This is a genomic window from Mycobacterium sp. 360MFTsu5.1, from assembly GCF_000383495.1.
Taxonomy (GTDB): Bacteria; Actinomycetota; Actinomycetes; order Mycobacteriales; family Mycobacteriaceae; genus Mycobacterium; species Mycobacterium mucogenicum_B.
Genome location: NZ_KB911462.1, coordinates 512,891 through 539,023, shown reverse-complemented (window position 1 = coordinate 539,023; position 26,133 = coordinate 512,891). Strand labels below are relative to the sequence as shown.

General features: G+C 67.4%; 28 protein-coding genes. 15 read left to right on the top strand and 13 right to left on the bottom strand.

Annotation, left to right across the window (positions count from 1 at the left end; all coding sequences use genetic code 11):
* Positions 1 to 74: 74 nt before the first annotated feature.
* Positions 75 to 1,199 (top strand): DUF6542 domain-containing protein, encoded by a 1,125-nt coding sequence (locus H289_RS29555; RefSeq protein WP_081633285.1) that lies wholly within the window; start codon positions 75 to 77, stop codon positions 1,197 to 1,199.
* Positions 1,200 to 1,224: 25 nt separating this feature from the next.
* Here the strand turns inward: H289_RS29555 and H289_RS0102795 are convergent, their stop codons facing one another.
* Positions 1,225 to 2,235: a 4-hydroxy-3-methylbut-2-enyl diphosphate reductase gene (locus tag H289_RS0102795; protein ID WP_020099236.1), complete on the bottom strand. Its 1,011-nt coding sequence runs from the start codon at positions 2,233 to 2,235 to the stop codon at positions 1,225 to 1,227.
* Between the two features lie 53 nt (positions 2,236 to 2,288).
* Between H289_RS0102795 and H289_RS0102790 the strand changes: the two genes are divergently transcribed.
* The 4 genes from H289_RS0102790 (at position 2,289) to H289_RS0102775 (ending at position 5,461) form a co-directional block, all read left to right on the top strand.
* Positions 2,289 to 2,873 carry a lipid droplet-associated protein gene (locus H289_RS0102790; RefSeq protein WP_020099235.1) on the top strand — a complete coding sequence of 195 codons (585 nt, stop codon included), beginning with the start codon at positions 2,289 to 2,291 and terminating at the stop codon, positions 2,871 to 2,873.
* Between the two features lie 4 nt (positions 2,874 to 2,877).
* Positions 2,878 to 4,122, top strand: a complete 1,245-nt coding sequence (gene xseA / locus H289_RS0102785) for an exodeoxyribonuclease VII large subunit (protein ID WP_020099234.1) — start codon at positions 2,878 to 2,880, stop codon at positions 4,120 to 4,122.
* A complete protein-coding gene (locus H289_RS0102780; protein ID WP_020099233.1) occupies positions 4,109 to 4,321 on the top strand; it encodes an exodeoxyribonuclease VII small subunit in 213 nt (70 codons plus the stop codon). The genes xseA and H289_RS0102780 overlap by 14 nt, the downstream gene beginning before the upstream one ends.
* 63 nt (positions 4,322 to 4,384) lie before the next feature.
* Positions 4,385 to 5,461 carry a 3-beta-hydroxysteroid dehydrogenase gene (locus H289_RS0102775; protein ID WP_020099232.1) on the top strand — a complete coding sequence of 359 codons (1,077 nt, stop codon included), beginning with the start codon at positions 4,385 to 4,387 and terminating at the stop codon, positions 5,459 to 5,461.
* 27 nt (positions 5,462 to 5,488) lie between these two features.
* Here the strand turns inward: H289_RS0102775 and H289_RS0102770 are convergent, their stop codons facing one another.
* Complete coding sequence (locus H289_RS0102770; RefSeq protein WP_029104721.1) at positions 5,489 to 5,764, bottom strand: dsRBD fold-containing protein; 276 nt, start codon at positions 5,762 to 5,764, stop codon at positions 5,489 to 5,491.
* Between the two features lie 151 nt (positions 5,765 to 5,915).
* On the opposite strand from H289_RS0102770, the gene H289_RS0102765 reads away from it, so the two are divergent.
* The 3 genes from H289_RS0102765 to H289_RS0102755 are packed head-to-tail and all read left to right on the top strand — an operon-like array spanning position 5,916 to position 9,232.
* Positions 5,916 to 7,466, top strand: coding sequence for an arylsulfatase (locus H289_RS0102765; protein WP_020099230.1), 1,551 nt, complete (start codon positions 5,916 to 5,918; stop codon positions 7,464 to 7,466).
* Entirely contained in the window at positions 7,467 to 8,360 is an 894-nt protein-coding gene (locus tag H289_RS0102760) for an HAD family hydrolase (protein WP_020099229.1), read from the top strand. It abuts the gene before it with no gap.
* Entirely contained in the window at positions 8,357 to 9,232 is an 876-nt protein-coding gene (locus H289_RS0102755; protein WP_020099228.1) for a formylglycine-generating enzyme family protein, read from the top strand. Before H289_RS0102760 ends, H289_RS0102755 begins: the two co-directional genes overlap by 4 nt.
* Positions 9,233 to 9,356: 124 nt before the next feature.
* Here H289_RS0102755 and H289_RS0102750 read toward each other — a convergent pair whose 3' ends face one another.
* From H289_RS0102750 to H289_RS0102740, 3 genes are all read right to left on the bottom strand, one after another.
* Entirely contained in the window at positions 9,357 to 9,596 is a 240-nt protein-coding gene (locus H289_RS0102750; RefSeq protein ID WP_020099227.1) for an anti-sigma factor family protein, read from the bottom strand.
* Complete coding sequence (locus H289_RS0102745; RefSeq protein WP_036420042.1) at positions 9,593 to 10,228, bottom strand: RNA polymerase sigma factor; 636 nt, start codon at positions 10,226 to 10,228, stop codon at positions 9,593 to 9,595. Before H289_RS0102745 ends, H289_RS0102750 begins: the two co-directional genes overlap by 4 nt.
* Positions 10,229 to 10,316: 88 nt before the next feature.
* A complete protein-coding gene (locus tag H289_RS0102740) occupies positions 10,317 to 10,820 on the bottom strand; it encodes a YkgB family protein (RefSeq protein ID WP_020099225.1) in 504 nt (167 codons plus the stop codon).
* 267 nt (positions 10,821 to 11,087) lie between these two features.
* Here H289_RS0102740 and H289_RS0102735 point away from each other — a divergent pair, with 267 nt between their 5' ends.
* Entirely contained in the window at positions 11,088 to 11,852 is a 765-nt protein-coding gene (locus tag H289_RS0102735; protein WP_020099224.1) for an SDR family NAD(P)-dependent oxidoreductase, read from the top strand.
* 32 nt (positions 11,853 to 11,884) lie between these two features.
* Positions 11,885 to 13,108, top strand: coding sequence for an AI-2E family transporter (locus H289_RS0102730; protein WP_020099223.1), 1,224 nt, complete (start codon positions 11,885 to 11,887; stop codon positions 13,106 to 13,108).
* Here the strand turns inward: H289_RS0102730 and H289_RS0102725 are convergent.
* Positions 13,035 to 13,697, bottom strand: a complete 663-nt coding sequence (locus tag H289_RS0102725) for a DUF4245 domain-containing protein (RefSeq protein ID WP_020099222.1) — start codon at positions 13,695 to 13,697, stop codon at positions 13,035 to 13,037. The two genes, H289_RS0102730 and H289_RS0102725, sit on opposite strands and share 74 nt — an antisense overlap.
* Positions 13,698 to 13,787: 90 nt before the next feature.
* Here H289_RS0102725 and glpX point away from each other — a divergent pair, with 90 nt between their 5' ends.
* The 3 genes from glpX (at position 13,788) to H289_RS0102710 (ending at position 16,811) form a co-directional block, all read left to right on the top strand.
* A complete protein-coding gene (glpX, locus tag H289_RS0102720) occupies positions 13,788 to 14,816 on the top strand; it encodes a class II fructose-bisphosphatase (RefSeq protein ID WP_020099221.1) in 1,029 nt (342 codons plus the stop codon).
* Positions 14,817 to 14,845: 29 nt separating this feature from the next.
* Positions 14,846 to 16,258, top strand: a complete 1,413-nt coding sequence (locus H289_RS0102715; RefSeq protein WP_020099220.1) for a class II fumarate hydratase — start codon at positions 14,846 to 14,848, stop codon at positions 16,256 to 16,258.
* Between the two features lie 193 nt (positions 16,259 to 16,451).
* The gene (locus H289_RS0102710) at positions 16,452 to 16,811 is read left to right on the top strand and encodes a hypothetical protein (protein ID WP_020099219.1); all 360 of its coding nucleotides are present in this window, start codon (positions 16,452 to 16,454) and stop codon (positions 16,809 to 16,811) included.
* Positions 16,812 to 17,041: 230 nt separating this feature from the next.
* On the opposite strand, the gene H289_RS0102705 is transcribed toward H289_RS0102710, so the two are convergent.
* Entirely contained in the window at positions 17,042 to 17,917 is an 876-nt protein-coding gene (locus H289_RS0102705; protein WP_036419949.1) for a polysaccharide deacetylase family protein, read from the bottom strand.
* Positions 17,918 to 18,071: 154 nt separating this feature from the next.
* Between H289_RS0102705 and H289_RS0102700 the strand changes: the two genes are divergently transcribed.
* Both H289_RS0102700 and H289_RS0102695 read left to right on the top strand, forming a co-directional pair.
* Positions 18,072 to 18,629: a hypothetical protein gene (locus H289_RS0102700; RefSeq protein ID WP_020099217.1), complete on the top strand. Its 558-nt coding sequence runs from the start codon at positions 18,072 to 18,074 to the stop codon at positions 18,627 to 18,629.
* A 28-nt stretch (positions 18,630 to 18,657) separates the two neighbouring features.
* Complete coding sequence (locus H289_RS0102695) at positions 18,658 to 19,659, top strand: NAD(P)H-quinone oxidoreductase (protein ID WP_036419947.1); 1,002 nt, start codon at positions 18,658 to 18,660, stop codon at positions 19,657 to 19,659.
* On the opposite strand, the gene phoH2 is transcribed toward H289_RS0102695, so the two are convergent.
* The 6 genes from phoH2 to H289_RS0102665 form a co-directional block, all read right to left on the bottom strand.
* Positions 19,637 to 20,950, bottom strand: coding sequence for an RNA 5'-3' helicase PhoH2 (phoH2, locus tag H289_RS0102690; protein ID WP_029104718.1), 1,314 nt, complete (start codon positions 20,948 to 20,950; stop codon positions 19,637 to 19,639). The genes H289_RS0102695 and phoH2 overlap by 23 nt on opposite strands.
* A gap of 190 nt (positions 20,951 to 21,140) precedes the next feature.
* Positions 21,141 to 21,962 carry an acyl-ACP desaturase gene (locus H289_RS0102685; protein WP_020099214.1) on the bottom strand — a complete coding sequence of 274 codons (822 nt, stop codon included), beginning with the start codon at positions 21,960 to 21,962 and terminating at the stop codon, positions 21,141 to 21,143.
* A gap of 58 nt (positions 21,963 to 22,020) precedes the next feature.
* A complete protein-coding gene (locus H289_RS29550; RefSeq protein ID WP_196809969.1) occupies positions 22,021 to 22,623 on the bottom strand; it encodes a DUF4190 domain-containing protein in 603 nt (200 codons plus the stop codon).
* Positions 22,624 to 22,866: 243 nt separating this feature from the next.
* A complete protein-coding gene (locus H289_RS0102675; protein WP_029104717.1) occupies positions 22,867 to 24,339 on the bottom strand; it encodes a glycine hydroxymethyltransferase in 1,473 nt (490 codons plus the stop codon).
* Positions 24,340 to 24,388: 49 nt separating this feature from the next.
* A complete protein-coding gene (locus H289_RS0102670) occupies positions 24,389 to 24,844 on the bottom strand; it encodes a hypothetical protein (protein ID WP_155943998.1) in 456 nt (151 codons plus the stop codon).
* Positions 24,845 to 24,853: 9 nt separating this feature from the next.
* Positions 24,854 to 26,086: a hypothetical protein gene (locus H289_RS0102665; protein WP_020099210.1), complete on the bottom strand. Its 1,233-nt coding sequence runs from the start codon at positions 26,084 to 26,086 to the stop codon at positions 24,854 to 24,856.
* Between the last annotated feature and the right edge of the window lie 47 nt (positions 26,087 to 26,133).

Genomic DNA, 26,133 nt, shown 5'->3' with positions numbered 1-26,133 from the left:
AGTTTAAGAGACGCCACACCGTTCCAACGCCCGCCTGCAGGCACAGCGGCCCAGATTGCCGGTACGGTCTAGGAGTGTCAGCAGAGCATCATGGGCCCGAAGCCGCCCTCGATCGCCGCTCGGCGCTGCCCAGCATCCCGGGAATCCCCTGGTGGGGAGCCATTGTGCTGGCGGTCACAGCCACCGCGGTCGGCTTCGCCTACGACGCCGGCACCGGTGACAAAGAACTCAGCGCATTCTTCACTTTCTGCTATGTGGCCGGCTGTGTACTCGCTGTGCTCGGCGTGCGGCGGTCCGGGATTTTCACCGCGGTCATCCAGCCGCCGCTGATCCTCTTCGTTGCCGTGCCGGGCGCGTACTTCATGTTCCACAGCGACAAGATCGCCGGCATCAAGGACCTGCTGATCAATTGCGGGTATCCGCTGATCGAGCGTTTTCCGACGATGTTCTTCACCGCGGCGACGGTTCTCGTCCTCGGCCTGGTCCGCTGGTTCGTCCTGCCGCAGTTCCAGACGTTCGACGAGGACGACGCGGAGGAGGCGGTCGCCGAGCCCAAGCCGCGCCGCAGCCGCCGTCAGGCGGACGACGAAGACGTCGCTCCCGCCGGTCTCGCCGCGACGCTGTCGGCCAAGCTCACCAAGCTGACCACCGGCCAGACGCCCCGCAGCTCCCGCACCCGCGCGACCCCGTCGCGCCGGTCCGCAGCGGAGTCGCCGCGCCGCGGCACCGCGGATCCGCAGCGCGCAGCGCGGCCATCCCGTGCCCGGGCGCAGGCCAGTGACACCGAGCTGATCGAACCGGTGCCCGGACAGATGCGTCGGCCGCGGCCGGCTCGTCCCCGCCCGGCCGCCACCGACTCCTACGCCGTGCCCGACGAGCCCCGGCGCCGTCCGCGTCCGGCCGGCGAGCCGCGCCGCGCCGCGCAGGAGCGCTATGACTACCGGGAGCCGCGTGAGCGCGACCGCTACGAGCGGCCGACGCAGCGCCCGTCCGGGCCCGAGCCGCGCCGTCGTCGCTACGCCGACGATCCGTACGAGCCCGGCGACCGCTACCAGTCCCCGGCCCGTCCGTCGCGCAACGCACCGCCCAGCGGCGCTCACCACCCCGTCTCACGGGTGCGGTACCGCGGTGCGGACGACGATGCGGCAGAACAGCACGCAGAGCGCCGGCCGCGTCAGTCCCACAACAACTGGGACTGACGCCGACCGCGCCTGCGCTAGGAAATCAGTGCCGGGCCGGACGAATCTCGCGCGGCAGCGCGAAGACCAGCGTCTCGTTGGCGGTGGTGACCGGCTGGACGGTGTCGTAGCCGAATTCCGCGAGGCGCTCGAGCACGCCGCGCACCAGGATTTCCGGCACCGACGCACCTGACGTGACGCCGACGGTCGTGACACCGTCGAGCCAGGCCGGGTCGATGTCCTCGGCGTAGTCGACCAGCTTGGCCGCGTTGGAACCGGCGTTCAGCGCCACCTCGACCAGACGAACCGAGTTGGACGAGTTGCGCGAGCCGACGACGATCACCAGCTCGCACTCGGGAGCCATGGCCTTCACCGCGACCTGGCGGTTCTGGGTGGCGTAGCAGATGTCGTCGCTGGGCGGGTCCTGCAGCGTCGGGAACTTCTCCCGCAGGCGCCGGACGGTCTCCATGGTCTCGTCGACCGACAGCGTGGTCTGGGACAGCCAGATGACCTTGTTCGGGTCGCGGACGGTCACCTTGTCGACGGCGTCCGGGTTGTCGACGACCTGCACGTGCTCAGGGGCCTCGCCGGCGGTGCCGACGACTTCTTCGTGGCCCTCGTGGCCCACCAGCAGGATGTCGTAGTCGTCGCGGGCGAAGCGCTTGGCCTCGTTGTGCACCTTGGTGACCAGCGGACAGGTGGCGTCGATGGTCCGCAGATTGCGTGCCGCCGCCTCCTCGTGCACCGTCGGCGCGACGCCGTGGGCGGAGAACACCACGATGGCGCCCTCGGGCACCTCATCGGTCTGCTCGACGAACACCGCGCCGGCCTTGGCCAGCGTGTCGACCACGTAGCGGTTGTGCACGATCTCGTGGCGCACATACACGGGCGCGCCGTGCTTCTCCAGTGCGCGCTCCACGGTCTCGACCGCACGGTCCACGCCGGCGCAGTAGCCACGCGGCTCGGCGAGCAGCACGCGCTTGCCGGTTTTGCTCATAGCCTCCCCGGCGACCGAAACGGTCGCGCCGGGAATGCCCATATTGATCGTCGGTGGCATAGCACAAGGGTACTGATCAACGCAGGGCCACAGCCAGCCGTACTCTGGCAAGCATGTCTACTGCGCCCTACGGAGTCCGGCTGCTGGTCGGCGCGGCTGCGACCGCGCTCGAGGAGACCATTCGGCTCCCCCACACCATCCTGACCTACCCGATGACGCTGGCCAGTCAGCTCGCCCAGCTGGTCATGAAAATGCAGCAGGACCTGGCCGAACTGGTCAACAAGGGCGACGAGACCCTGGAGCAGTGGTTCCCGCCCAAGGACGAGCAGCCGGAATGGGCCACGTTCGACGAGGATCTGCTGGAGCCGGCCGCCGCCGATCCCGCGGGCCCGGCCACCGAGCAGCCCGACGGCGCGCGCCTGACCGAAGGCCGGTTCGCGCTATACAGCACCGGGGCCGCCGAGGCCCCGAAGGCGACGACGAATGGTTCGGCCGCCAACGGCTCGAGCGTCGTGACCCCCGCGATCGTCGAGGACCTGGACTACGCCGAGCTGACCCTGGCGCAGCTGCGCGCCCGGCTCCCCCAGCTCAAGGTGGACGACCTCGAGGCGCTGCTGACCTACGAGAACAACACGAAGTCCCGCGCGCCATTCCAGACGCTGCTGGCCAACAGGATCACCCGCGCGACCGCGAAGTGATGCGGTGACGTCGGCTGCCGCAGCGGCCGGGAACGAGAACTCGGCCGAGAACCCGTGGCCGGTCCGGGCGGTATCCACCCGGGTGGCCAAGTACATCGACCGGCTCGGCACCATCTGGATCGAGGGTCAGCTCACCGAGCTGAAGTTGCGGCAGTCGACGGCCTGGATGGTGCTGCGCGACCCGGCTGCGGACATGTCGCTGTCGGTCAGCTGCCCCCGCGCCCTCGTCGACGACGCCCCGGTTGCCCTGTCGGAGGGCACCCAGGTGATCATGCTGGGCAAGCCGCAGTTCTACACCCGCAACGGCTCATTCTCGTTGCGCATCAGCCAGATTCGCGCCGTCGGCATCGGTGAGCTGCTGGCCCGCATCGACCGGCTACGTCGCCTGCTGGACGCCGAGGGCCTGTTCGACCCGCGGCTCAAGCGCCCGATTCCGTTCCTGCCCAACACCATCGGCCTCATCACCGGGCGCGCCTCAGCGGCCGAGCACGACGTCGTCACCGTCGCCCAAAGCCGTTGGCCCGCAGTCCACTTCGATATCCGGAATACGGCGGTGCAGGGCACCAACGCGGTGCCGCAGATCGTCGAGGCCCTGCGTGCCCTGGACGCCGCGCCGCACGTGGACGTCATCGTGATCGCGCGCGGCGGCGGCAGCGTCGAGGACCTGCTGCCGTTCTCCGACGAGACGCTGTGCCGCGAGATCGCGGCGTGCACCACCCCGGTGGTCAGCGCCGTCGGGCACGAACCGGACAACCCGCTGTGCGACCTGGTCGCCGACCTGCGTGCCGCCACCCCGACCGATGCCGCCAAGCGCGTCGTCCCCGACGCCGCCGCTGAGCAGGCGCTGGTGACCGACCTGCGCCGGCGCAGTGCGCAGGCCCTGCGCAACTGGGTGCACCGCGAGGAACGCTTTATCGGTCAGCTGCGCGGCCGCCCGGTGCTGGCGCAGCCACTGCAGGCCCTCGACGCCCGAGCCGAGGAGATCACCCGGGCCGTGACTGCCGCGCGCCGCGACATCCGGCGGCTCATCGCCACCGAAACCGACCACGTCGGGCACCTGTCGGCGCGGCTGGCGACGCTCGGGCCCGCCGCGACACTGGCCCGCGGGTACGCCGTGGTGCAGAACCTGTCGGCGGCCGGTGCGGTCCTGCGGTCGGCGCAGGATGCCCCGGCGGGAACCAGACTCCGAATCCGGGTGGCCGACGGCGCCGTCACGACCGTGAGCGAAGGAATATATGACGAACATTAGTCAGCTCGGCTACGAAGCTGCCCGCGATGAACTGATCGAGGTCGTCCGCAAATTGGAAGCGGGCGGACTCGATCTCGACACCTCGCTCCAGCTCTGGGAAAGGGGCGAACAACTGGCAAAACGGTGCGAGGAGCACCTGGCCGGCGCCCGCAAGAAAGTCGAGGACGCGCTCGCCACGGGCGCCGACGACGAAAATTGATCAGCGCGGTAATTTTTTCCGCGCTCTGTTAACTGGAACACGTTTCAGTTATGCTCCTGCACCATGCGTGATGCTTCCCTGACCACAGACCTCGGCCGTGTGCTGGTAACCGGCGGGTCTGGCTTCGTCGGCGCCAACCTGGTGACCGAACTGCTCGACCGCGGCCATCACGTCCGGTCCTTCGACCGGGCGCCGTCGCCGCTGCCGGAGCACCCGAACCTGGAGACGCAGGTCGGCGACATCACGAACCCCGAAGATGTGTCGAAGGCCGTCGCCGATATCGACACGATCATTCACACCGCGGCGATCATCGACCTGATGGGCGGTGCGTCCGTCACCGACGAGTACCGCAACCGCAGCTTCGGCGTGAACGTCGGCGGCACCGAGAACCTGGTGAAGCTGGGCCGGGCCGCGGGCGTCAAGCGCTTCGTCTACACCGCGTCGAACAGCGTGGTCATGGGTGGGCAGGACATCCAGAACGGCGACGAGACCATGCCGTACACCGCCCGCTTCAACGACCTGTACACCGAGACCAAGGTCGCCGCCGAGAAGTTCGTGCTGTCGCAGAACGGCGTCGACGGCATGCTCACCTGTTCCATCCGGCCCAGCGGCATCTGGGGCCGGGGCGACCAGACCATGTTCCGCAAGGTGTTCGAGAACATCCTCGCCGGCCACGTCAAGGTGCTGGTGGGCAACAAGAACATCAAGCTGGACAACTCCTACGTGCACAACCTGATCCACGGTTTCATCCTGGCGGGCGAGCACCTGGTGCCCGGCGGCACCTCACCCGGGCAGGCGTACTTCATCAACGACGGCGAACCGCTCAACATGTTCGAGTTCGCCCGTCCCGTCATCACCGCGTGCGGCCGCAAGCTGCCCACGTTCTACGTGTCCGGCAAGCTCGTGCACCGCGTGATGATGGCGTGGCAGTGGCTGCACTTCAAGTTCGCCCTGCCCGAGCCGCTGATCGAGCCGCTGTCGGTGGAGCGCCTCTACCTGAACAACTACTTCTCGATCGCCAAGGCCAAGCGCGACCTGGGCTACGAGCCGCTCTTCAACACTGAGCAGGCCATGAAGGAATGCATGCCGTACTACGTCGACCTCTTCCACCAGATGGAAGCGGCTGAAGCCACGAAGTAGCTGTACGCCCGTGTGCCTCTACCGATTTCAACGGTAGAGGTGCACCGGGTGCTGTGTTGATTTCTCGATGTTCGCCGACGCCGCCATCAGCAGATCGGTGCCGAGGGCGATGAGCGCGCGGGCCGCCGCGATCTCCTCGCCTACCAACGGCGCACTCGGGTCTTTGGGATTGCGGTAGGCATCCCCCGTCGTGGTGAGTGTGTCGTCGCGCAGCCGGGCGTGCGCGGAGGCGTGGGTGTGGACATCGTCCTCGAAGAACTCGATCTCGACGTGCCACTTGTTGGTCAGATCCTTGTCGTACATGTCGATCACCTTCCCTAAGTAAGCGTGCGCCTCCCGCCGCCCGTTGACCAGTACCGATTTCACCGTGTGACCGAACGGCCACCGGAATCGTTGCCCCACCCGTAAAGTCGAACGGGCACAGGAAATTCCGTTTCGAACGAGGAGCTCTGTCATGCCCGACGGCAAACCCAACATTCTGGTGATCTGGGGCGACGACATCGGCATCAGCAACCTGAGTTGTTACAGCGACGGCCTCATGGGCTACCGCACCCCGAACATCGACCGCATCGCGGCCGAGGGCATGCGCTTCACCGACTCCTACGGCGAGCAAAGCTGCACCGCGGGCCGGGCAGCGTTCATCAGCGGGCAGAGCGTGTACCGCACCGGGATGAGCAAAGTCGGCATACCGGGCGTCGACATCGGTTGGGCCGCAGAGGATCCGACCATCGCCGAACTGCTCAAGCCGCTGGGCTACGCCACCGGGCAATTCGGCAAGAACCACTTCGGCGACCTGAACAAGTACCTGCCGACGGTGCACGGCTTCGACGAGTTCTACGGCAACTTGTACCACCTCAATGCCGAAGAAGAACCCGAGCAGTACGACTACCCGCACAAGGACCAGTTCCCGCGGCTGTACGAGAAGGCTCTGCCGCGCGGGGTGATGAACTGCAAGGCCACCACCGAGGTCTCGTCCGAACCCGACGACCCGAAGTTCGGTCCGGTCGGCAAGCAGACCATCGAGGACACCGGGCCGCTGACCGCGAAGCGGATGGAGACCATCGACGACGACATCGCCGACCGCACCGTCGACTACATCAAGCGCCAGCACGACGAGGGCAATCCGTTCTTCGTCTGGTGCAACTTCACCCACATGCACCTCTACACGCATGTGAAGCCGGAGAGCCGCGGGCAAGCAGGCATCTGGCAGTCCGAGTACCACGACGCGATGATCGACCACGACAAGAACGTCGGCACGGTGCTGGACGTCCTGGACGAACTGGGCATCGCCGACGACACCATCGTCATCTACTCCACCGACAACGGCCCGCACCGGAACACGTGGCCCGACGCCGGCACCACGCCGTTCCGCAGCGAGAAGAACACCAACTGGGAGGGCGCCTTCCGGGTACCGGAGCTGATCCGCTGGCCCGGAAAGATCAAGGCGGGCACCGTCTCCAACGACATCATCCAGCACCACGACTGGCTGCCGACGCTGCTGGCCGCCGCGGGCGACCCCGATATCCTCGAGAAGCTCAAGAAGGGCCACAAGGCCGGTGCCGACGGCGAGACCGAGTACAAGGTCCACATCGACGGGTTCAATCTGCTGCCGTATCTGACGGGCGAGGTCGAGCACAGCCCGCGCCGGGGCTTCTTCTACTTCAACGACGACGCGGAGCTGGTCGCGATGCGTTTCGAGAACTGGAAGATCGTCTTCGCCGAGCAGCGCTGCCAAGGCACCCTGCGGATTTGGGCCGAGCCGTTCACGCCGCTGCGGGTGCCCAAGCTCTTCAACCTGCGCACCGACCCCTACGAGTACGCCGACATCACGTCGAACACGTACTACGAGTGGTTCCTGCGGCGCGACTTCTTCGCCTTCTACGCGACGGCGATGGCCGCGGCATTCCTCGACACCTTCAAGGAGTTCCCGCCGCGGCACCCACCGGCCAGCTTCAGCATCGATCAGATCGTCGAGAAGCTGCACGAGTTCCTGGCGGCCGACTAGGTGTTGGAGTCCTGGAACAACGGCCCGACGAAGTCGGCGATCGTCGACTTCGTCGGGCGGGTCACCACCGAAGGCCCGGATTTCGTTGCGCCGCAAGACCGCATCGCGGTCTTCGACAACGACGGCACGCTGTGGTGCGAGAAGCCGGCGTACGTCCAGCTGGATTTCCTGGTGCGCCGGCTGGCGGCTCAGGCCGCTGCCGATCCGTCGCTGGCCGCACGTCAGCCGTACACCGCGGCCGTGTCCGGCGACCTGTCTTGGTTCGGCGACGCCGTCACCAAGCACTACGAAGGCGACGACAGTGACCTGAAAATCCTTGCCGCCGGCATTCTTTCGGCCAATGACGCCATCACCGTCGATGCGCTCACCGAACGGGTGACGGGGTTCTTCGCCGAGGTCCGGCATCCGACGCTGGACCGCCCGTACACCGAGTGCGGCTATGTCCCGATGGTCGAACTGCTGCGGTACCTCGAGGCGAACGGGTTCACCTGCTACATCGTCTCCGGCGGCGGACGGGATTTCATGCGGCCCGTCACCGGCAGCATGTACGGCATCCCACCGGAGCGCGTCGTCGGCAGTTCGGTTGCGCTGCAATACCGCGACGGCGACCTGTACACCACGTCCCAGCCGGAGTTCCTCGACGACGGCCCGGTGAAACCGGCCCGAATCTGGGGCCGGACCGGACGCCGGCCGATCTTCGCCGCAGGCAATTCCAACGGCGACATCGAGATGCTCGAGTTCGCGCGCAGCTTCCGGCTGCTGGTGCGGCACGACGACGCCGAGCGCGAATTCAACTACGTCGCCGGGGCCGAACGGGTCCTCGAGTTGGCGAAGACCGAGGGCTGGACCGTCGCGAGCATGCGGTCCGACTGGGCCGAGGTGTTCCCCAGTTGACCTTGGTCTGGATCCCCGCGCAGACGGCGGTGCTGGGTTCCGACGGGCACTACCCCGAGGAGGCGCCCGCGCGCGAGGTCACCGTCGAGGGCTTCTGGATTCAGCCCCGCCAGGTGACCAACGCGGACTTCGCCGCATTCGTCGAAGCCACCGGCTACGTCACCGTGGCCGAAAGGCCGCTCGACCCCGCGGACTATCCGGGCGCTCCAGCGGAGAACCTGCAACCCGGCTCGATGGTGTTCCGGCGCACGCCCGGCCCCGTCGACCTGCGTCACCTCAGCCAGTGGTGGACGTGGACGCCGGGCGCGTGCTGGAACCACCCGCGGGGCCCGAAGTCGTCGCTGCGGAATCGGGAGCAGCATCCCGTCGTACATGTGGCGTTCGACGACGCCGCGGCGTACGCCGAGTGGGCCGGTCTGGCCCTGCCCACCGAGGCGCAGTGGGAGGTCGCGGCGCGCGGTGGCCTGGACCGCGCCACCTACACGTGGGGCGACGAAGCCGAACAACCCGGCCAACGGCTGGCCAACTTCTGGCACGGCGAATTCCCCTACCTGCCCGACACCGGCTACGGCCAGACCACACCGGCGGGGAGCTTCCCACCGAACGACTACGGCCTGTTCGACATGGCCGGCAACGTCTGGGAGTGGACCACCGACTTCTACGGCGCGACGCGCGACAGCCAACCCTGTTGCGCCGCAGATAGTTACGACCCGGATCAGCCCGGCACACCGGTACCGCGCCGGGTGATCAAGGGCGGTTCGTTCCTGTGCGCGGACAGCTACTGTCTCCGCTACCGGCCGGCGGCCCGTCGTCCCCAAGCGGTCGATACGGGGATGAGCCACGTCGGCTTCCGGTGTGTGCGGGCCAGCTGACCTAGCGTGCGGCTTGATGTAGCCCGAACCGCACGCCCTGGTCGTCGGTGCACGCGGAGAACCGTCCGAAGCCCGGTTCTACGGGGCAGGCGTCGTCCGCGGTACCGCCGAGCGCCCTGATCCCTCAGCGCCAGTTGCGAAATGCGTCGATCAGGCGGTTCCGGAAGCCGGGGTCGAGTTCATCTGCCCCGATCTTGCCGACGGTCGCGATGGTGCTGCGAAACTGTTGAAGGTAGTTCTCGCAACCGTCGCATTCGAGCAGGTGCATGTCGAAGCGCGACCGGTCCTCCAGATCGAGCGTTCCGTCGAGGTAGGACGTCACCAACTCGACGAGTTCATTGCAGTCAATCGGATTGGTCGTCATGCCGTATCCCTCAGATAGTCCTCGAGCACCTGCCGGACGGCGGCGCGGCCTCGATGGAGCAGAACGCGCTGGTTGGCTGCACTGATCTCGAGCAGCTCGCAGACCTCGTCGGAGTCCAGTCCCAGCATGTCACGCATTGTCACCACGACGCGTTGACGTTCCGGCAACGTGTCGAGTCCCCGTCGCGCGACCGTGATCAGTTCCTGGCCCAAGATGGAGCCCTCCGGGGTGTCCGGAAATGGCGACGGCGCAGCGGCCGGCAGCCAGTGCCCCGGGTACGGGTCGTCAGCGCCACGAAACCGCGCGGGGTCGACGGTTCCACCGGTGAATGCCGCGACCGCCAGATCGGCGTTCCGCCGTTCACGGACACCCCGATTCTTGGCGATATTGATCAGGATCGCGAAAAGCCAAGTGCGCAAGGAGCTTCTGCCTTCGAATGAGCCGATCCCTTTGAGCAGTGCGATCCAGGTGTCCTGCACGACATCTTCGGCAATCTCACGGCTGGGTACATAACCTTGCGCGACCCGTAGCAGCGCCGGAGTGTGACGGTCCACCAGCTCGGCGAACGCGCTCTCGTCGCCGCGCTTCAACGCGGCGACAAGGGCGTCTTCGTCACCTACGACCCTGGTCATGATGACCGGGAGCATAGTCGCTCAGCTATGAGTCGGGCCGGCGAAGTCGTACCGACAACCGCCATCGCACCCGAAGTCGAAGGACTGCTCAGGCACGATCAGCCGTCCGCGCGGCCTGCAGCGCATCGGCGAGCGTCCACGCCGCAATCCCAAGCAGTGCAACGTCTTTGATCAGGAACTGGCCCGTCATCGACAGCGCCGGAAACCCACCCGCAGCCGCCTCGCCGACCCCCGGTGTCGTGAACAGGAAGCTGATTGTCGCGACGAACAGCCCGACCGCGATCAGACTGCCGACCGCCGAGACCCTCGGCCACCAGGGCTTGACGGCAAGCAACACCGCGGTGCCGACTTCGAGCACACCGAGCAGGGACGACAACGTGGTCACGGAGAAGACGTCGTACATCCAGCTCATGAACGGACTGTGCGCGACGAGCGGCTGAATACCTTGTGCTTCATACGAAGTGAACTTCAGCAGGCCGATCCAGCCGATCACGATGACAAGTCCGTAGCGGGCGAGATCGCCGGCGATTCGGTTCACGATGGCCTCTGATGTCGCCGACTGTGCGTAGTCCCGAATCTTGGTCGCGGTCATTGGTTTCCCCTTCAGCTCCGTCGCGGCGGGCTGTCCGCCGACGATTACGAAACTGAGTGTGTTGTCGCGGCGTGAGCGTTACGCGACGACAGGAATCGGCCGTAACAGGGACGGGGCTGCCTCGACATCGCATACCCGAACGCCAAGTAAGCAGCCGGCCGGCAGCCATATTCGCGACTCAAACCGCAGTGTGAACAGATTTGTTAATCTGTTCACACTGCGGCGCCCCGGTCTGGCCGGTCGTCGATCACGGCAGGGGAGAAATCAGTGAGCACACAGCGCAACGCCCTCATCGTCGGTGGGGCATCCGGTATCGGCTGGGCCACTGCCCAAGGCCTGGCCGCGCAGGGCTACCGCGTCACCATTGCCGACCGGAACGCCGAACTCGCCGAGGCCCGCGCCGCCGAACTCGGTGAACCGCACACCGCAGTCACGGTCGAGGTGACCGACGAGGCATCCGTCGCCGCCGCCTTCGAGCAGGCCGGCGAGCTCGACGCCGTCGTCAGCTGCGCCGGATTCTCGACCTTCGGGCTCATCGTGGACACGCCGGTCGAAGATTTCCGTGCCGTCGTCGACTGCTGCCTGACCGGTTCCTTCATCGTGACCAAGTACGCCGGACGGCAGCTCCGCGAAGGCGGGTCCCTGGTGTGCATCTCGTCGCTCAACGGGCGCCAGCCGGCCATCGGGATGAGCGCCTACAGCGCCGCCAAGGCGGGCCTGTCGATGCTGACCGAGGTGGCCGCACTGGAGCTGGGCCCCAAGGGAATTCGCGTCAACGCCGTCGCACCGGGCTTCGTGCACACGCCGCTGACCGAAGGTGCGGCGATGGTCCCCGGCGTCGTCGACGAGTACGTGGAGAACACCGCGCTGGGCCGCGCCGGTACGCCCGAGGACATCGCGAACGCCGTGCTGTTCCTGTGCTCGGAGCAGTCGTCATGGATGACGGGCGAGGTGCTCGACCTCAACGGCGGCGCCCACCTGAAGCGCTACCCCGACATCATGAGCCACATCCTCAAGCTCGCGTCGGGATAACAACCGGCGGCAGATCCGTCAGAATCACCGTCATGGACACCGATTTCACGGTCACCCAGAAGCGGGCGCTCGCCGTCGCGACGATCCTGGCGGTCGGATTCGGCGCTTACTTCCTGCGCGGGCAGTTCATGCTGGTCGTGGTGGCCGGAGTGGTGGCCTATCTGTTCACCCCGTTGTTCCGCCGACTCTCGGCACGGCTGAGCACCGGCCTGTCGGCCACACTGACCCTGCTGGCGGCGCTACTCGTGGTGGTCGTGCCGATCAGCGGGGCCGTCGCCATCGGCGTCGTCCAGATCACCACCATGATCCGCAACGTGTCGGACTGGGTCAGCCGCAACGACATGGGCGCGCTGGGCACCCGGGCGCTGCAGGCCGCCAATGACCTACTGGCACAAATCCCGTACCTGCACCACGTGACGCTGACGCCCGAGTCGGTGCAGAAATGGATCGTCAGCTTCGCGCAGCGCGCCGGCGAGTGGGGCCTGAACGTGCTGCAGACCGCGGCGGGCGGGCTGTTCGGCGCGCTGGCCGGTGCCGTGATCTTCATCTACGTGTTCATCTCGATGCTGGTCAACGGCGATGAACTGATCCTGTTGATCCGTCGGCTCAACCCCCTCGGCGAGGACGTCACCGACCTGTACCTGGCCAAGATGGGCGCGATGGTGCGCGGCACGGTCCTCGGCCAGTTCGTCATCGCACTGGCCCAAGGTGTTTCGGGCGCGATCTCGATCTACATCGCGGGCTTCCACGACGGATTCTTCATCTTCGCGATCCTGCTGAGCGCGCTGTCGGTGATCCCGCTGGGCGGCGGCATCGTCAGCATCCCGTTCGGCATCGGCCTGGCGCTGTTCGGCAACGTCGGCGGCGGCCTGTTCGTGATCCTGTTCCACGTCCTCGTGGTCACGAACATCGACAACGTGCTCCGGCCCATCCTGGTGCCCAAGGCGGCCCGGTTGGATTCGGCGCTGATGCTGCTCTCGGTGTTCTCCGGGATCGCGATGTTCGGTTTCCTGGGCCTGGTGATCGGCCCCGTGCTGATGATCGTCGTGGTCACCACGATCAGCGTGTATCTCGCTGTCTACAAAGGTGTTCCGTTGAGCGAGCCGGAACCCGACGCACCCCGCGCCCCGGGCCGTCTCGGACGGCTCATCGCCGCGATCCGGGCCCGTCGCACGCCGCCGGTTAAGGCAGCGGCTGCGCCTTCTGCGTCGCCTCAGCCAGAGTCCGATAGTCCGCCGGACTCGCCGAACCACTGACCGCGACCTGCGACGGGCCCGTCGGCCCGTCGAGCTTCGCGGTCCAGATCGGTTCGGTGCCCTGCTGGTCTTCACCGGCACCCTCGTACACCACCCAGTGCACGCCGCCGATGTCCTGCGCACCGGTCGGGTACATGCCGGTGTGGATCGAGGACACCAGCTTCTCCTCGTCGGCGTTGCTCTGGACGAGCGCGACGAACATGCCCACGGCGGTCAGATAGCCGACCTTCGACGTCAGCGCGCGCGTCGGCTGCTTGGTGACGGGGTCGGTGCGACCGGCTTCGATGGCACCGCGCGACCCGGAATTGGCGTGCCAACCGGACGGCAGCTCCGGCACCCGGATCGGGATGCGCAGCGCGGCGGCGTCGGCTTTGAGCGCGGCCGGGGCGTCGTACTGGGGAGCCGGCCCCTTGCCCGGACCCTGCGGCGCGAACGAGCACATCCCGAGCATCCCGGCCAGCGCGATACACGCCACCACCAGCGGGGCGATGGACCAGAACATGTCGCGGCCGTCCTGCAGCAGCCGGTCCTTCGCCGGGCGCGGCACCGGCACCGACTGGCCCTCGGTGACCACGTCGGGCGCGGGCACAGGCTGGCCCTCAGGTTCCGGGGATGATGACGTCACGGTGCTCAGTATCCCAGCTCCCCCGGGCACACCGGCTAATGGGACAATTTGCGCATGACGCCTTCGCGCCGGGAAGCCCCAGACCGCAACCTCGCCCTCGAACTGGTCCGCGTGACCGAAGCCGGCGCCATGGCAGCCGGCCGCTGGGTCGGCCGTGGCGACAAGGAAGGCGGCGACGGCGCGGCCGTCGATGCCATGCGTGAGCTGGTCAATTCGGTCTCGATGCGCGGTGTCGTGGTCATCGGCGAGGGCGAGAAGGACCACGCCCCGATGCTCTACAACGGCGAAGAGGTCGGCAATGGCGACGGCCCCGACTGCGACTTCGCCGTCGACCCGGTCGACGGCACCACCCTGATGAGCAAGGGCATGCCCAACGCCATCTCGGTGCTGGCGGTCTCCGAGCGCGGCACCATGTTCGACCCGTCGGCCGTCTTCTACATGAACAAGATCGCCGTCGGCCCCGACGCTGCAGACGTCATCGACATCACCGTGCCCATCGGCGAGAACATCCGCCGCGTCGCCAAGCGCCTCAACGAGTCGGTCGCCGACGTCACGGTGTGCATCCTGGACCGGCCCCGCCACGCCCAGCTGATCAGCGAGGTCCGCGAGGCCGGCGCGCGCATCCGGCTGATCTCCGACGGCGACGTCGCCGGCGCCATCTCGGCCTGCCGCCCCGAATCCGGCACCGACATCCTGGCCGGTATCGGCGGCACCCCGGAGGGCATCATCGCCGCGGCCGCCATCCGCTGCATGGGCGGCGCGATCCAGGCCGTCCTCGCCCCCACCGACGATGACGAGCGCCAGCGGGCCCTCGACCGCGGCTACGACCTCGAGCGCGTGCTCACCACCGAAGACCTGGTCGCCGGCGACAACGTCTTCTTCTGCGCCACCGGCGTCACCGACGGCGACCTGCTCAACGGTGTGCGTTACTTCGCCGGCGGTTGCACCACCCAGTCGATCGTGATGCGCTCGAAGTCCGGCACCGTCCGGATGATCGAGGCCTACCACCGGCTGTCCAAGCTCAACGAGTACTCCGCGGTGGACTTCACCGGGGACCTCTCCGCCGCACACCCCCTGCCGTAGTTTCCGTTCACCTCAACAAAAGGGAGCACATGTCCGACAACGTTGTCGAAGCCGAGTACCGGATCGAGCACGACACCATGGGCGAAGTCCGGGTGCCGATCAACGCCCTGTGGCGCGCGCAGACGCAGCGGGCCGTGGAGAACTTCCCGATCTCGTTCCGCGGCCTGGAGCGCACCCAGATCCGCGCGCTGGGTCTGCTGAAGGGCGCCTGCGCACAGGTCAACAAGGACCTGGGTCTGCTGGACCCCGAGAAGGCCGACGCGATCATCGCCGCCGCCGGTGAGATCGCCGACGGTCTGCACGACGACCAGTTCCCCATCGACGTGTTCCAGACCGGCTCGGGCACCAGCTCGAACATGAACGCCAACGAGGTCATCGCCTCGATCGCGGCGCGCAACGGTGTCGAGGTCCACCCCAACGACCACGTCAACATGTCGCAGAGCTCCAACGACACCTTCCCCACCGCCACGCACATCGCGGCGACGGAAGCCGCTGTGCGCCACCTGATCCCGGCCCTCGAGGTGCTGCACGAGTCGCTGGCCAACAAGGCCCGCGCGTGGCGCACCGTCGTCAAGTCCGGCCGCACCCACCTCATGGACGCGGTCCCCGTCACCCTGGGCCAGGAGTTCGGTGGCTACGCCCGCCAGATCGAGGCCGGCATCGAGCGCGTCAAGGCGACGCTGCCCCGGCTGGGTGAGCTGGCCATCGGCGGCACCGCCGTCGGCACCGGCCTGAACGCCCCCGACGGCTTCGGCGCCAAGGTCGTCGAGGTGCTGGTGAACCAGACCGGCATCGCCGAACTGCGCACCGCCGCAGACTCTTTCGAGGCCCAGGCCGCTCGCGACGGACTCGTCGAGGCGTCCGGCGCGCTGAAGACCATCGCGGTGTCGCTGACCAAGATCGCCAACGACGTGCGCTGGATGGGCTCCGGCCCGCTGACCGGCCTCGGCGAAATCCAGCTGCCGGACCTCCAGCCGGGCAGCTCGATCATGCCGGGCAAGGTGAATCCTGTTCTGCCCGAAGCGGTTACCCAGGTCGCCGCGCAGGTCATCGGCAACGACGCGGCCGTCACCGTCGGCGGCCTGTCGGGCGCCTTCGAGCTGAACGTCTACATCCCGATGATGGCCCGCAACGTGCTGGAGTCCTTCACGCTGCTGTCCAACGTCTCGCGGCTGTTCGCCTCCAAGTGCATCGACGGCCTCGTCGCCAACGAGGACCACCTGCGGACGCTGGCGGAGTCGTCGCCGTCGATCGTGACGCCGCTGAACTCGGCCATCGGCTACGAGGAAGCCGCCAAGGTGGCCAAGGAAGCCCTCAAGGAGAAGAAGACCATCCGGCAGACGGTCATCGACCGCGGCCTGATCGGCGAGAACCTCTCCCTGGCCGAGCTGGACAAGCGCCTCGACGTGCTGGCCATGGCGAAGGTCCGCGACGAGCGCTAGCGCGAGGAGCCTCCAGAGCAGTCGGCGATCAGTTTCGCTTCGAAAGTGCCCTCTTCTTCGGAAGGGGGCACTTTTTTGTTGCCCTCCCGCAGGCTCTTCTCACACCGCAGGTGAAGCCAATGTGAACAGCTCCTTACTGGACAGATACTGCCGGGAAACGGGATTCGACCCGTGCGTTTGCGATTGTGTTGCAATGACGGCCGACCTCACCGATTCGCACCGAGGTGCCCGCCTGGATGCCGTCCCGTGCATGACGCACGGCCGCTTCCACATGCCGCACACGCACACCGGCGAGCGGCTGTCCAAACCCCAGGCCGAGGTCCTCAAACTCGTGACGACATCACCGGGTCAGCGCAATGCGGATGTCCTGCAGGCCAGGTTGTTCATCGAACTGCTCGAGGACGAACTGGCCGAGTTGCACCTGCAACTGGCGGTGACGGAGCGCCGGGCGGCCAAGCAGGGTGCCGACAAGCATCTCGACGTACTGCACGGGCGCATCGCCGAACTCCTGGCCATGGTCGACGCGATCGTCGACCGCTTCCCCACTGCGTAGCTTTCCCGCACGTCGTGGATTGCGGATGCGTTGGCGGGCGCCCGCGCCGAACCGGGCGGAAAGTCCGTGAGTTCAATCGCGATGGCAACGTGCCGGTGGTTTTTGCACTCAGGAACCGTTGGTGGCCGGAAAAAGTACCTGGGTTCAGTCACCGCAGCCGCGGCCCGTCGTGATTGAAGCCACGTACTTCCGGTGGCGGCACCTACCTCTGCGGCAGCCGCTCGGCGTACCTACTGACCGTTGTTGGAGCCGCCGGAATTGGCGCCCGGGATGTCGGTGATCGGGATGTTCGGCATCGGCGGCGGCGACGGGGTGTTGGGCAGCGTCGGAATCTCCGCCGGCGGGATGTCGGTCAGGTCGTTGACCGGCGGGCCGTTCTCCCGGCTGCCATAGCTGGTGCCCGGCTCACGGTGGCCGACCATGTGGCTGACGGTCACCATGTGGTAGCCGTTGGCCTTGAGGACCGGGATGAACTGCTGCACCAGATCGACCGTCGACGAGTAGGTGTCGTGGAACAGCACCACCGAATTCGGCTTGATCTGGCTCATCAGCATGTAGCGGGTCGCCGCGGTGTTGGAGTCATTGGCCCAGTCGAACGGGATGACGTCCCAGTTGATGTCGGCCAGGCCCTGCTTCTTCGCCTCGGCGAGCACCTGGTCGTTGATCAGGCCGCCCGCGGTGCGCACCAGCTTCGGCCGCTGCCCGGTGGCCTTCTCGATGGCGTCGCTGGCCTTGCTGAACTGACCCGCGATGAACTCCGGCGGGATCGTCGTCATGTTGGGGTGTTCCCAGGTGTGGCTGCCCAGCTCCATCCCGGCGTCGACGACGCGCTTGGCGCCGGCGGGGTTGGCGGCGACCTTGTTGCCGATCTCGAAGAACGTCGCCTTGGCGTCGTTGTCCTGCAGGATTTTCAGCAGCCGGTCGGTGTACGGGCTGGGACCGTCATCAAAGGTCAGCGCAATGCACTTGTACTTGCTGCAGTCGACCTCGTCTGCCTTGGCGACATTGCCGGTCTGGCACCCGACCACGACGATCGTCACACCGGCGCACACGCCGAGGACGGTTCGCCAATAGGACCAGAACGGGCTATCGGGTCGGCGTGGCACGGGAGAAATGCTACCGGCCGCGGCTGGCTGGTCCCTGACACCGGCACGTGTGGGGGCTAGCACTACCGCCGAATGTGCGGCTAGCGGCGTGGTGCCCGAGTTTCCCTTCGAGCAGGGTTGATCACACACAACATCGGATTGAAGGGAGCATTTCATGAGTTCGGCGGTTCGTGAGGATCTGATCTTGTCGCAGGCGCGGGTGACCGCAGAGGTGCAGGCGCCGTTCGATCACGTCGACATCGCGCGGTGGCTGAAAACCCTGCCCACACACGAATATCAGCGGTGCGCCCCGGGCGACCACAAGGCAGCCGGCTATACCGTCGACGACGACGGCACCCCTATGTCCATCAACGTGGAGATGATCGGCACCGGGTTGGTGGTGCAGCAGTACCGGTTCGAGGTCGCCGAGCCGCACTACTGCCGGATGGTGTCGCTGTCTGATGTGTTGACTCCGCTCGGGTGGACCAGCACACAGGTCATCTGGGAGCTGCGCATGGAGCAGCTCGACGGTGACCGCTGCCGTTACACCAATACGGTCACCTCGCACCCCACCGAACATTTCTTGGAGTTCATCGCCCAGCACGGGCAGACCTTCGCCGAGGCGGCCGCGGCCCGTCAGGACGCCTCCGGGCGCCACTGCCGCGTCGAGACCCCGCGGTACGCCCAGAGCATCGCCCGTTGGGCGGCCGACCGCGCGGCAACCGCCGCATAGTCACTCAACCAGGCAAAGGACGTTTCACATGCCCTCAGCAGTGCTGTTCGATCGCCCCGGCGACCCAGACGTCTTGCAATGGCAAGCCGTGGCCCCCGTGCTTCCCGGCCCGGGCGAGGTGGTGATCGGCGTCGAGGCCGCCGGGATCAACAACGCCGACCTGCTTCAGCGGCGCGGACGGTACCCGGTGCCGCCCGGGGCGCCGCGGCCGCTCGGACTGGAATGTGCGGGAACCATCGTCGCAGTTGGCGAAGGCGTCACCGGTTGGTCGCCGGGCGACCAGGTGTGCGCTCTGCTCGACGGCGGCGGCTACGCCGACCAGGTGGCGGTTCGTGCGACCCAGGTGATGCCGATCCCGCGAGGGCTGAGCATGATCGAAGCCGCCGCGGTCCCGGAGGTGGCCTGCACGGTGTACTCCAACCTCGCGATGGTCGCCGGACTCACCGGCGGGCACACCGTGCTCATCCACGGCGCCGGTGGCGGCATCGGCACGTTCGCCATTCAATGGGCCGCCGCGATCGGGGCTGACGTCATCACGACCGCCGGCAGCGACGACAAGGTGCGCGCCGGGCGTGACCTCGGTGCGCGCACAGCGATCAACTACCGCACCGAGGATTTCGTCGCCGCCACGCTGTCGGCCACCGGAGGTCGGGGCGTTGACGCCATCCTCGACGTAGTGGGCTCGAGCTACCTGGCACGCAACCTCGACTGCCTGGCACCCGACGGACATCTGGTCGTCATCGGCGGTTCCACAGAGCCCGCGATGTTGGACCTCGGCCTGCTGATGGCCAAGCGAGCCAGCGTGACCGCCACGATGCTGCGGGCCCGCCCGGCCGATCAGAAAGCCGCGATCGTCGCCGGCGTCATCCGCGAGGTATTGCCCTTGTTCGACACAAGGGCAATCCACCCGGTGGTCGACACCGTCGTACCGCTACGCGATGCCGGGCTGGCTCACCGGTTGCTGGAGTCCGGCGAGACCGTCGGCAAGGTCATCCTCGACAACCGCGTCACGGCAGGGTGCCGGGGCTGATCTCCTCGAGCATCTCGGTGACGAGCGCGGCAATCGGCGAGCGTTCGCTGCGCATCAGGGTGATGTGCGCGAACAGGGGGTGCCCCTTGAGCTTCTCGATCACCGCGGCGACACCGTCATGCCGGCCGACGCGCAGGTTGTCGCGCTGTGCCACGTCGTGCGTGAGCACCACCCGAGAGCCCGAGCCCAGCCGGGACAGCACGGTCAGGAGCACGTTGCGCTCGAGTGACTGGGCCTCGTCGACGATGACGAACGAGTCGTGCAGCGAGCGGCCGCGAATGTGGGTCAGCGGCAACACTTCCAGCATTCCGCGGGACAGCACCTCTTCCAGCACGGCCGGGCTGGCCAGGCCTTCCAAGGTGTCGAAGACGGCCTGCGCCCACGGGCCCATCTTCTCGCTCTCGCTGCCCGGCAGGTAGCCGAGGTCTTGTCCGCCAACGGCATACAGCGGCCGGAACACGACGACCTTGCGCTGGGTGCGGCGCTCGAGCACCGCCTCGAGCCCCGCGCACAGCGCCAGCGCCGACTTACCGGTACCGGCCTTGCCGCCGAGGGAGACGATGCCGACGGACTCGTCGAGCAGCAGATCGAGGGCGACGCGTTGTTCGGCTGACCTTCCCCGGAGGCCGAACACTTCGCGGTCACCGCGGACCAACTGCACCCGCTTCTCGGCGTTGACCCGACCGAGCGCGTGCGACGTGCCACCGAGCAGGCGGATTCCGGTGTGGCACGGCAGATCCCGCGCTTCCAACAGGTCCACCTCGCCGTCGGCGAACAGCGTGTCGATGTCTTCCGGCGAGGCGTCCATCTCGGTCATGCCGGTCCAGCCGGACGTCACGACATCCTGCGCGTGGTACTCGTCGGCAGTCAGGCCCACCGCGCCGGCCTTGACGCGCAGCGGAATGTCTTTGCTGACCAACGTGACTCGCTTGCCCTCGGCCGCGAGGTTGGCGGCGCAGGCGAGGATGCGGTGGTCGTTGGTGTCGGTGCGGAAGCCCGAGGGCAGCACCGACTGGTCGACGTGGTTCAGCTCGACCTGGAGCGTTCCCCCTTGCGTCCCAACAGGAATCGGCTGATCCAACCGACCGTGTTCCAATCGCAAGTCATCGAACATGCGCAGGGCCTGCCGGGCGAACCAGCCCAGTTCGTGGTGGTGGCGTTTACCCTCCAGCTCACTGATGACCACCAGGGGGACAACCACTTCGTGCTCAGCGAAACGCGTGCATGCCCAGGGATCGGACAGCAACACGGAGGTATCGAGCACGTAGGTACGGACCTGCGAATCAGACACGTGGCGCTCCTCGGCCCGTGCGGCCCCACACGAGTACTTCGGTGGACGCAGCGGTACCTGGACCGGGGCCGGTCCCAATCTCTAATCGGGTACCGCCCGGATAGCAGAGCAATTCGCTAGCCATCACCGGCGACGCTACCCCCGGCGACGGCCGCGCGCTCACTGGCGCGCCGTGACTCTTTTGTGACGTCTAGATGAACTGAGCGAGCGACGGTTCGTCGCTCAGCCCCCACGCCTTGATGCGGTCGGAGATGACCGTGCGCAGCGCCGCACCGTCGAAGATGCCGGCGTCAGCAACAACCTGGACCTTGTCCTGGTAGGCGTCGATGTCCGCACCGATGACCTCAAGGCCGGCGGCCCGGGCCGCGATGGCGGCGATGGTCTCGTCGCGGTGCGTCTCCAGCAGGTGCGAGACGAGGTTCGCGAAGAACTCCTCGTGCCGCTCTTCGTCGCGGGCGATGCGGCCGGCCATGGCGGCGAGCACCGGCTCGTCGATCTGGGCCTGCAGGTTGCGGGTGAAGACGGCGTGCGCCCGCTCGAAGAACGCCATGAAGACCAGCGTCTCGATCTGGCTGAACTTGTCGGCCCGGTAGCCCTTCATGACGTGCTCGACGCGCACGTCCTCGTTGGCGGTCGGGTCGATCTGGCGGGTGACCACCAGGTAGTTGCGCAGCGCGATGGCGTGCAGGTGCTCCTCGGCGGTCCAGCGGCCCAGCCAGCGGCCCCACTTGTCCTCGAGGATGAAGTGTTCGACCAGCTCACGGTGGTAGCCGGCGAGGTTGTCCTTGGTGATCAGCAGAATTTCCAGCGCATCGGTGACCGGCTTGGGCAGCGTGACACCGGAGGCGTCCCAGTCGGTGCCGCCGAGGAAGGCGAAGTTTTCACCCTGCTCGAACGGCACGTAGTCGTGGGCGTACCAGGCTTCCTCAGTCGCGAGGTGCCGGGACAGCTCGGTGTCCACCACGGGCTCGAGCTCGAGGGTCAGTGCGTTGGCAACCGGTTTCTCAGCCATGAAAGTAACTGTAACCCGAGTTCACATGTTTTTGAAATCAGCCCCGCCGAAAGAACAGTCAGCCATGCAGCCCCTTGAACATCACGAGAACGATCGCCACGTTGGCGATCGTCAGGACCAGACCGATGATGATCGCCGCCAGGGCCAGACCACTACCGTCCTGGCCTGTCCGGGAGATCTGAGACCGCGCGACGAAACCGAGAATCGCGCCCACCACCGGAACGAAGAACGCACAGATCAACGCGGCGGTGGCCAACCCGTTCGTGCCGGCGGCACCGGGGACCCGAACTCCCGGCGCCCTGTCGGCGGTGACCGGAGTTCCGTCCGGGGTGTAGCCGACGACCGGGTAGATGGGTTGACCTTCGGGGGTGTAGCCAAGTGGGGCCGCGATGGCGACGCGTGCCTGCGCACGCCGGACCGCGCCGTTGTACCTGGCGCGGCGGATCAGCGCGACGAACGAGCCGATGACGAGCACCACACCGGTAGCGATCGCGATGACGTTTCCCGACGTGCGCATCCCGTAGCCGCCGTGGCTGGCTAGGGAGTTCATGCCGATGATGACGGCGACGGCGCCGGGGATCGACAACAACGCGAGGGCGACAAAGGGACCAATCGGCTTTGCCTGCGCAGTCGGTGGCAGCTCTTTCCGGCCGGGCGCCATGGCAAACATGGCAACCCCGACCGATACGAGCAGAATGACGATGGGAATCAAGAAAGCCAACGCCAGGCCCCCTTCAGTGCCGGTGACACGGCATTGCGCGTGTCCGCTGAGGACGCTAGCCGATGAGGAGCTACAGGGGGCGGGTTCTCAGGCGCAATTGTTAGCCAGCACCACACGAAAGTGGGGCCTATGACCGAGAATCTCGCGATCCTCCGGTCATAGGCCCCACGTTCGGCGTCAAGATCAGAGCGTCAGGCCCGGGTACAACGGGTTGGCGTCGAGCATCTCGGCCGAGGCCGCGCGGACGCGGTCGGCGGTGCCGTCGGCCAGCGTGTACTTGGCCTTCGACGGGCCATTCGGGCCGGCGTCGGCCGATGCGTTGTTCAGCACGTCGACCACCAGTTCGGCGACCTTGTCGAACTCGTCGGCGCCGAAGCCGCGCGTGGTCAGCGCCGGGGTGCCGAAGCGGATGCCGCTGGTGTACCAGGCGCCGTTCGGGTCGTTCGGGATGGCGTTGCGGTTGGTGACGACGCCGGCGTCCAGTAGCGCCGACTCGGCCTGGCGGCCGGTCAGGCCGAACGACTGCACGTCGAGCAGCACCAGGTGGTTGTCGGTGCCGCCGGTGACCAGCGTCGCGCCACGCTTGAGGAAGCCCTCGGCGAGCGACTTGGCGTTGTCGGCGACGTTCTGGGCGTAGCTGCGGAACTCGGGCTGACGGGCCTCGGCCAGCGCGACGGCCTTGGCGGCCATCACGTGCGACAGCGGGCCGCCGAGAACCATCGGGCAGCCCTTGTCGACAGCCGGGGCGTATTCCTCGGTGGCCAGCACCAGGCCACCGCGCGGGCCGCGCAGCGACTTGTGCGTCGTCGTGGTGGTGACGTGGGCGTGCGGCACCGGGTCCTCGTCGCCGGTGAACACCTTGCCGGCCACCAGGCCCGCGAAGTGGGCCATGTCGACCATGAGGGTGGCGCCGACCTCGTCGGCGATCTCGCGCATCTTGGCGAAGTTCACGCGGCGCGGGTAGGCCGAGTAGCCGGCGACGAGCACCAGCGGCTTGAACTCGCGGGCGGCAGCGGCGACGGCGTCGTAGTCGATCAGCCCGGTCTGCGGGTCCGTGCCGTAGCTGCGCTGGTGGAACATCTTGCCCGAGATGTTGGGGCGGAAGCCGTGGGTCAGGTGGCCGCCGGTGTCCAGCGACATACCCAGCAGACGCTGGTTGCCCAGCTTGTTGCGCAGCTTCTCCCAGTCCGCTTCGGACAGGTCGTTGACGTGCTTGGCGCCCAGCTCGGCCAGGCCCGGAGCCTCGATGCGGGTGGCCAGGATGGCCCAGAAGGCGACCAGGTTGGCGTCGATGCCCGAGTGCGGCTGCGCGTAGGCGTACGGCGCGCCGAACAGCTCGCGGGCGTGCTCGGCGGCCAGTGCCTCGACGGTGTCGACGTTCTGGCAGGCGGCGTAGAACCGGTGCCCGACGGTGCCCTCGGCGTACTTGTCGGAGAACCAGGTGCCCATGGTCAGCAGCACGGCCGGCGACGCGTAGTTCTCGCTGGCGATCAGCTTCAGCGAACTGCGTTGATCCTCAAGCTCTTTCCGGGTGGCCGCAGCGACCCGCGGCTCGACCTGCTCGATGACCCGCAGCGCCGCCTGGTAGGCCTCGCTGGCGGTGGCGGCGTACTCGGCACCCAGGCCGGCGTTGGACACGGAAGCGTCAGAGGTCATGCCCCCAGACTAATCCGCTGGTCGCATCGCTCCCGCCCCAGGGTGACGCCTAGCCGGGGTGCGGAAACGGCGGCTGGGCGGGCGCACGGCTACCGCTGAGCTTGGCGAACAGCACACACCACGCGACGGGCCCGGCGATGACGCAGGCCCACCACAGCGCCAGGCTCGCGGTTTCCGACCAGGACGGCTCTCCGAGCAGTTTCATCAGGATCGACGACGTGGTGCCGCTGTCGCCGCCGTCTGCGCAGAACACGCCGAAGCCGAACATCGCCGACCACACGGTCACCTGCGCGCGGGTCTGAGCAGGGGTCAGCTCCCGCCCGGGCAGCTGCCGGATCATCCTGGTCGTCATCGTCAGGCAGATCAGCAGCACCGGCGAGACGAGGACGACGAACACCGTCATCCAACCCAGGGGGACAAACAAGCCCCGCCCGATCGCCATCCACCCCACCAACAAGATGTTGAGCGGCATGGCCTTTCCGGCGCTTTCGCGCCGCAGGGTCACCACCGGCGGCTAACTCCGCAGGGACGACGGGATCAGCGGCTCGTCGAGCAGGCGGCCGAACCGCGCCGTGAGGCTGACGCCGTCGGGCCGGGCGTCGAGCCAGCCGCGCAGCAGCCGGTAGCCCTCGACATAGGTCGACGTGTACGCGCGCCACAGCGGCGACGACAGGAACCGCATGGACTGCCGGGCCCGCTCGGGGCTGGTCAGCAGCCAGCGCTGCAGGAACGCGACCACATCGTCGGCGTCGCGGTGTTCGTCGTGCAGCATCAGCGCGGCGTCCTGGCGGACGTCGGCCAGCGCCGCGCTGGCCCGTGAGATCGCTTCTGCGCGTTCACCATCGAAGCGCAGGCCCAGGTCTTTGTAGATCTCGGCGGCCCACGCACCCCAGTTCTCGGGCACCGCCGCGTACAGCGCCAGGTCCGCGAGACCCTCCGCCATCAGGCACTGCGGGGTGTTGACCAGGAAGATCGTCTGCTCGGCCTGGCCGCCCAGCTCGACGAGGCCCGCCTCCTTGCGGCAGTGCTCGGTGTGGTGCCCCGGGTACGACTCGTGCGCCACCAGCCGCGGCAGGTTGGACATCTGCTGCTTGAGGTCCGCGTTGACCGCCACCGTCGACCGGTAGTTGCCCTCGTAGTAGTTGAAGCCCGACCACGGCTTGTCGGTGACGATCTCGTAGTTGATGGTCTCGGTGTCCGGCAGCGGGAAGTCGACCCGGACCCGGTCGCGCAGCGCGGACGAGAACGCGTGGATGCACTCCTCGAGCCGCTCGGGCGGAATCTCCTCGCCCGAGCGGTGGGCCTGCATGCGCTCCACCAGCGGGCCACTGCCGCCCAGCGCCTCGTCGAGCAGGCGATGCGCCTCGCGGTAGCGGTCCTCGTCGCCCTTGGCGATCGACACGTCGAAGTAGTCGCGGACCTCGTCGACGAAGCCGACGTCCTCCCCCGCGAACTTGCGCCCCGCGCAGTCCAGGGCCCGCAGATGCGCCTTCAGGTAGTCCGCGCGCTGCGGGTCCAGCCCGGAACCGTCGACCTCGCCGTGCAGCCGGCGGGCCTGGCGGGCCAGTGCCGCGGGGTCCGGCGCGGGTTCATCGGCGACCTGCTTCCGCAACGCCGGGTCGCCGGTGAACGAGTCGACGTAGCCCTCCTCGATGCGGTCGAACCGCAGACCGAGCAGCAAGTATTCGCGGATCAAGCCGTCGGCGGCGGTGTCGGGAACCGGCATCGGGATCTGCCCAGCGCTCATACCCGCCCACGTTAGCCGGTACCCCCGCGTTCATCGCCCGGCAATGA

What these genes read in the sequence shown, in the direction of transcription:
- H289_RS0102795 (WP_020099236.1), bottom strand. Translation starts at nt 2,235, where the DNA reads ATGCCACCGACGATCAATATGGGCATTCCCGGCGCGACCGTTTCGGTC.
- H289_RS0102790 (WP_020099235.1), top strand. Translation starts at nt 2,289, where the DNA reads ATGTCTACTGCGCCCTACGGAGTCCGGCTGCTGGTCGGCGCGGCTGCG.
- H289_RS0102780 (WP_020099233.1), top strand. Translation starts at nt 4,109, where the DNA reads ATGACGAACATTAGTCAGCTCGGCTACGAAGCTGCCCGCGATGAACTG.
- H289_RS0102775 (WP_020099232.1), top strand. Translation starts at nt 4,385, where the DNA reads ATGCGTGATGCTTCCCTGACCACAGACCTCGGCCGTGTGCTGGTAACC.
- H289_RS0102770 (WP_029104721.1), bottom strand. Translation starts at nt 5,764, where the DNA reads ATGTACGACAAGGATCTGACCAACAAGTGGCACGTCGAGATCGAGTTC.
- H289_RS0102765 (WP_020099230.1), top strand. Translation starts at nt 5,916, where the DNA reads ATGCCCGACGGCAAACCCAACATTCTGGTGATCTGGGGCGACGACATC.
- H289_RS0102750 (WP_020099227.1), bottom strand. Translation starts at nt 9,596, where the DNA reads ATGACGACCAATCCGATTGACTGCAATGAACTCGTCGAGTTGGTGACG.
- H289_RS0102745 (WP_036420042.1), bottom strand. Translation starts at nt 10,228, where the DNA reads ATGACCAGGGTCGTAGGTGACGAAGACGCCCTTGTCGCCGCGTTGAAG.
- H289_RS0102740 (WP_020099225.1), bottom strand. Translation starts at nt 10,820, where the DNA reads ATGACCGCGACCAAGATTCGGGACTACGCACAGTCGGCGACATCAGAG.
- H289_RS0102730 (WP_020099223.1), top strand. Translation starts at nt 11,885, where the DNA reads ATGGACACCGATTTCACGGTCACCCAGAAGCGGGCGCTCGCCGTCGCG.
- glpX (WP_020099221.1), top strand. Translation starts at nt 13,788, where the DNA reads ATGACGCCTTCGCGCCGGGAAGCCCCAGACCGCAACCTCGCCCTCGAA.
- H289_RS0102715 (WP_020099220.1), top strand. Translation starts at nt 14,846, where the DNA reads ATGTCCGACAACGTTGTCGAAGCCGAGTACCGGATCGAGCACGACACC.
- H289_RS0102710 (WP_020099219.1), top strand. Translation starts at nt 16,452, where the DNA reads ATGACGGCCGACCTCACCGATTCGCACCGAGGTGCCCGCCTGGATGCC.
- H289_RS0102700 (WP_020099217.1), top strand. Translation starts at nt 18,072, where the DNA reads ATGAGTTCGGCGGTTCGTGAGGATCTGATCTTGTCGCAGGCGCGGGTG.
- H289_RS0102695 (WP_036419947.1), top strand. Translation starts at nt 18,658, where the DNA reads ATGCCCTCAGCAGTGCTGTTCGATCGCCCCGGCGACCCAGACGTCTTG.
- H289_RS0102685 (WP_020099214.1), bottom strand. Translation starts at nt 21,962, where the DNA reads ATGGCTGAGAAACCGGTTGCCAACGCACTGACCCTCGAGCTCGAGCCC.
- H289_RS29550 (WP_196809969.1), bottom strand. Translation starts at nt 22,623, where the DNA reads ATGGCGCCCGGCCGGAAAGAGCTGCCACCGACTGCGCAGGCAAAGCCG.
- H289_RS0102675 (WP_029104717.1), bottom strand. Translation starts at nt 24,339, where the DNA reads ATGACCTCTGACGCTTCCGTGTCCAACGCCGGCCTGGGTGCCGAGTAC.
- H289_RS0102665 (WP_020099210.1), bottom strand. Translation starts at nt 26,086, where the DNA reads ATGAGCGCTGGGCAGATCCCGATGCCGGTTCCCGACACCGCCGCCGAC.